The organism is Erwinia sp. MYb416 (assembly GCF_037479575.1).
Classification (GTDB): domain Bacteria; phylum Pseudomonadota; class Gammaproteobacteria; order Enterobacterales; family Enterobacteriaceae; genus Erwinia; species Erwinia rhapontici.
Genome location: NZ_JBBGYT010000185.1, coordinates 1 through 3,231, shown reverse-complemented (window position 1 = coordinate 3,231; position 3,231 = coordinate 1). Strand labels below are relative to the sequence as shown.

Genomic DNA, 3,231 nt, shown 5'->3' with positions numbered 1-3,231 from the left:
GCCTGCTGGCGGTGGATGAGCAGGGTGCGATGCAGGGTTTTGTATCGCTGCGTGAGCTGGAAGACGGCACGGCGCGCATTGGCCTGCTGGCTGTGTTACCTGCTGCGCAGGGGCTGGGCATTGGCCAGCGGCTGATGAATGCAGCTAATGACTGGTGCCGCGCGCGTCGACTGACACGGCTTCATGTCGCAACGCAACTGGGCAATGTTGCCGCGTTGCGACTCTATCTTCGCTGCGGTGGCGTGATTGAACGCACCGCCTACTGGTTATACAGGGAAACGCCATGATTCCGTTTAATGCGCCACCGGTGGTGGGAACTGAACTTGAATATATGCAGTCGGCAATGGGCAGCGGCAAACTCTGCGGCGACGGCGGTTTTACCCGTCGCTGCCAGCAGTGGATGGAGCAGCGCTTCGGCAGCCGCAAAGTCCTGCTGACCCCCTCCTGCACCGCATCGCTGGAGATGGCGGCCATCCTGATCGACATTCAACCCGGTGATGAAGTGATCATGCCGAGCTACACGTTTGTCTCTACGGCCAACGCCTTCGTGCTGCGCGGTGCAACGATTGTGTTTGTCGATGTGCGCCCGGATACCATGAACATCGATGAGCGCCTGATAGAAGCAGCGATCACCGACAAAACCAAAGCCATCGTGCCGGTACATTACGCGGGCGTTGCCTGCGAGATGGACACCATTATGGCGCTGGCGAAAAAGCACCAGCTATGGGTAGTGGAAGATGCCGCACAGGGCGTGATGTCGACGTACAAAGGTCGGGCGCTGGGCAGCATTGGCCATATCGGCTGCTTCAGCTTCCACGAAACTAAAAACTATACCGCGGGTGGTGAAGGCGGTGCGACGCTGGTCAACGACGCGTCCCTGGTCGAGCGTGCTGAAATCATTCGTGAAAAAGGGACCAACCGCAGCCAGTTTTTCCGCGGCCAGGTGGATAAATACACCTGGCGTGATATTGGCTCCAGCTACCTGATGGCGGATTTGCAGGCCGCGTATCTCTGGGCGCAGCTGGAGGCAGCGGAACGCATTAACCAGCAACGTTTGCGCCTGTGGCAGACTTACTACGATGCATTGCAGCCGCTGGTCGCACGTGGGCGCATTGAGCTGGCCAGCATACCGGCCGACTGTGAACACAATGCCCATATGTTTTATCTGAAGCTGCGCGACCATAATGACCGCAGCGCGCTGATTGCATGGCTGAAAGAGGCCGAAATCATGGCGGTGTTCCACTATATTCCGCTGCACAGCTCACCCGCGGGGCAGCGCTTTGGCCGCTTCCACGGTGAAGACCATTTCACCCAGACAGAGAGCGATCGCCTGCTGCGTTTGCCGCTGTTCTTTAACCTTTCTGATAATAATCAGAAAACGGTGATCAACTCCTTACTGAGCTATTTCTCCTGATATGTCACTGGCAAAAGCGTCAGTGTGGACGGCCGCCTCCACGCTGGTAAAAATTGTCGCCGGTTTGCTGGTGGTGAAAATGCTGGCGGTCTCTTACGGGCCGGCTGGCGTCGGTCAGGCGGGGAATTTTCGTCAATTGATTACCGTGCTCGGCGTACTGGCCGGAGCCGGCATTTTTAACGGCGTCACAAAGTATGTGGCGCAGTATCAGCAGCAGCCTGAACAGCTGCGTGCCGTTACCGGCACCGCGTCGTCAATGGTGCTGGGATTCTCATTGCTGCTGGCGCTGGTGTTCCTGCTGTTCGCTGCACCCATCAGTCATGCACTGTTTGGCCATGACCGCTATCAGCAGGTGATCCGTATCGTCGCCTTCCTGCAAATGGGCATCGCCTGGGCTAATCTGGCGCTGGCGATCATGAAAGGCTTTCGTGATGCGGCAGGCAATGCATGGTCGCTGATTATCGGTAGCCTGACCGGCGTTGCTGCGTGGTTTGTCTGCTACAAGCTGGGGGGTTACAGCGGTGCACTGATCGGGCTGGCGATGGTGCCTGCACTGGTGGTGGTGCCGGCAGTGGTTTTGCTGGTGCGTCGTGAGCATCTGCCGATGCGTTATCTGCTACCCGCCTGGCAGCCGGAGTTTGTTGCCCTGCTGGGTAAGTTTACGCTGATGGCGCTGATCACCGCTGTGACGTTGCCCGTGGCGTGGATGATGATGCGTAACCTGCTGGCACAACATGCGGGATGGGAACAGGTTGGGTTGTGGCAGGGCGTCAGCAGTATCTCTGATGCCTACCTGCAATTTATCACGGCGTCTTTCAGCGTGTATCTGCTGCCCACCTTGTCACGCCTGCAGCACAAGGCTGAGATTTCACGTGAAATTCTGAAGGCGCTGCGCTTCGTGCTGCCAGTGGTTGCCGCCGTGAGTTTAACCGTCTGGTTGCTGCGTGATGTGGCTATCTGGCTGCTGTTCTCCCGTGAGTTTGCGGCCATGCGCGATCTGTTTGTCTGGCAGTTGACGGGCGATGTACTCAAAGTGGGTTGCTACGTTTTTGGCTATCTGGTCATCGCGAAGGCATCGCTGCGTTTTTATGTGCTGACGGAAGTGAGCCAGTTTATCTTGCTCACCGGCTTTTCCCGCTGGCTGATCCCGCTGCATGGTGCAGCCGGTGCGGCTCAGGCGTATATGGCGACCTATATCGCTTATTTTGCACTCTGTGCAGGCATTTTTATTATTTACCGTAGACGAGTATGACCAGAGTAATTCACCTTTTAGGCTCAGACATCCCACATCATAACCAGACGGTGTTGAGCTTCTTTGATCAACAGCTGCATGACGTGGTGCCCGTGACAGCGCCACGCGAGTTCTGGCTGGTGAGCGCACAGCCTGAGATGGCGCAGTCCTTTACGCGGCTGAATATCCGTGTTTTTGCAAATAAAGCGGCGCTCGCCGCTGCTGTGATTGCCACTGGACGCCGTGAGCGTGACACGCGCTTTTTCTGCCACGGTCAGTTCAATCCCCGTTTGTGGCTGGCGTTGTTGTCCGGCCAGCTTAAGCGCTCACAGATCTATTGGCATATCTGGGGGGCAGACCTGTATGAAGATTCCACCCGCCTGAAATTCAGGCTGTTCTATCTGCTACGGCGTCAGGCACAAAAACGAGTGGCGCAGGTGTTTGCCACCCGAGGTGATATTAATCACTTTCATCAGCGGCACCCGAAAGTTCCGGCTTCTTTACTCTATTTCCCGACACGGCTGGCACAGAATGTGCAAAGCAGTGATGAGCCTCAGGGGCAGCTGACCCTTCTGCTCGGTAACTC

At 56.8% G+C, this 3,231-nt stretch carries 4 protein-coding genes; all 4 read left to right on the top strand.

The features are described from left to right. Positions 1-287: GNAT family N-acetyltransferase (locus WH277_RS01765; protein WP_339504037.1), on the top strand; the 287-nt coding region annotated here is incomplete at its 5' end. Then, positions 284-1,414, top strand: a complete 1,131-nt coding sequence (gene rffA / locus WH277_RS01760) for a dTDP-4-amino-4,6-dideoxygalactose transaminase (RefSeq protein WP_339456305.1) — start codon at positions 284-286, stop codon at positions 1,412-1,414. The genes WH277_RS01765 and rffA, both read left to right, overlap by 4 nt. Position 1,415: 1 nt before the next feature. Next, positions 1,416-2,666: a lipid III flippase WzxE gene (gene wzxE, locus WH277_RS01755; protein WP_159338531.1), complete on the top strand. Its 1,251-nt coding sequence runs from the start codon at positions 1,416-1,418 to the stop codon at positions 2,664-2,666. Next, on the top strand, positions 2,663-3,231 hold a 569-nt coding region (locus WH277_RS01750; RefSeq protein WP_339504035.1), incomplete at its 3' end, for a TDP-N-acetylfucosamine:lipid II N-acetylfucosaminyltransferase. The genes wzxE and WH277_RS01750, both read left to right, overlap by 4 nt.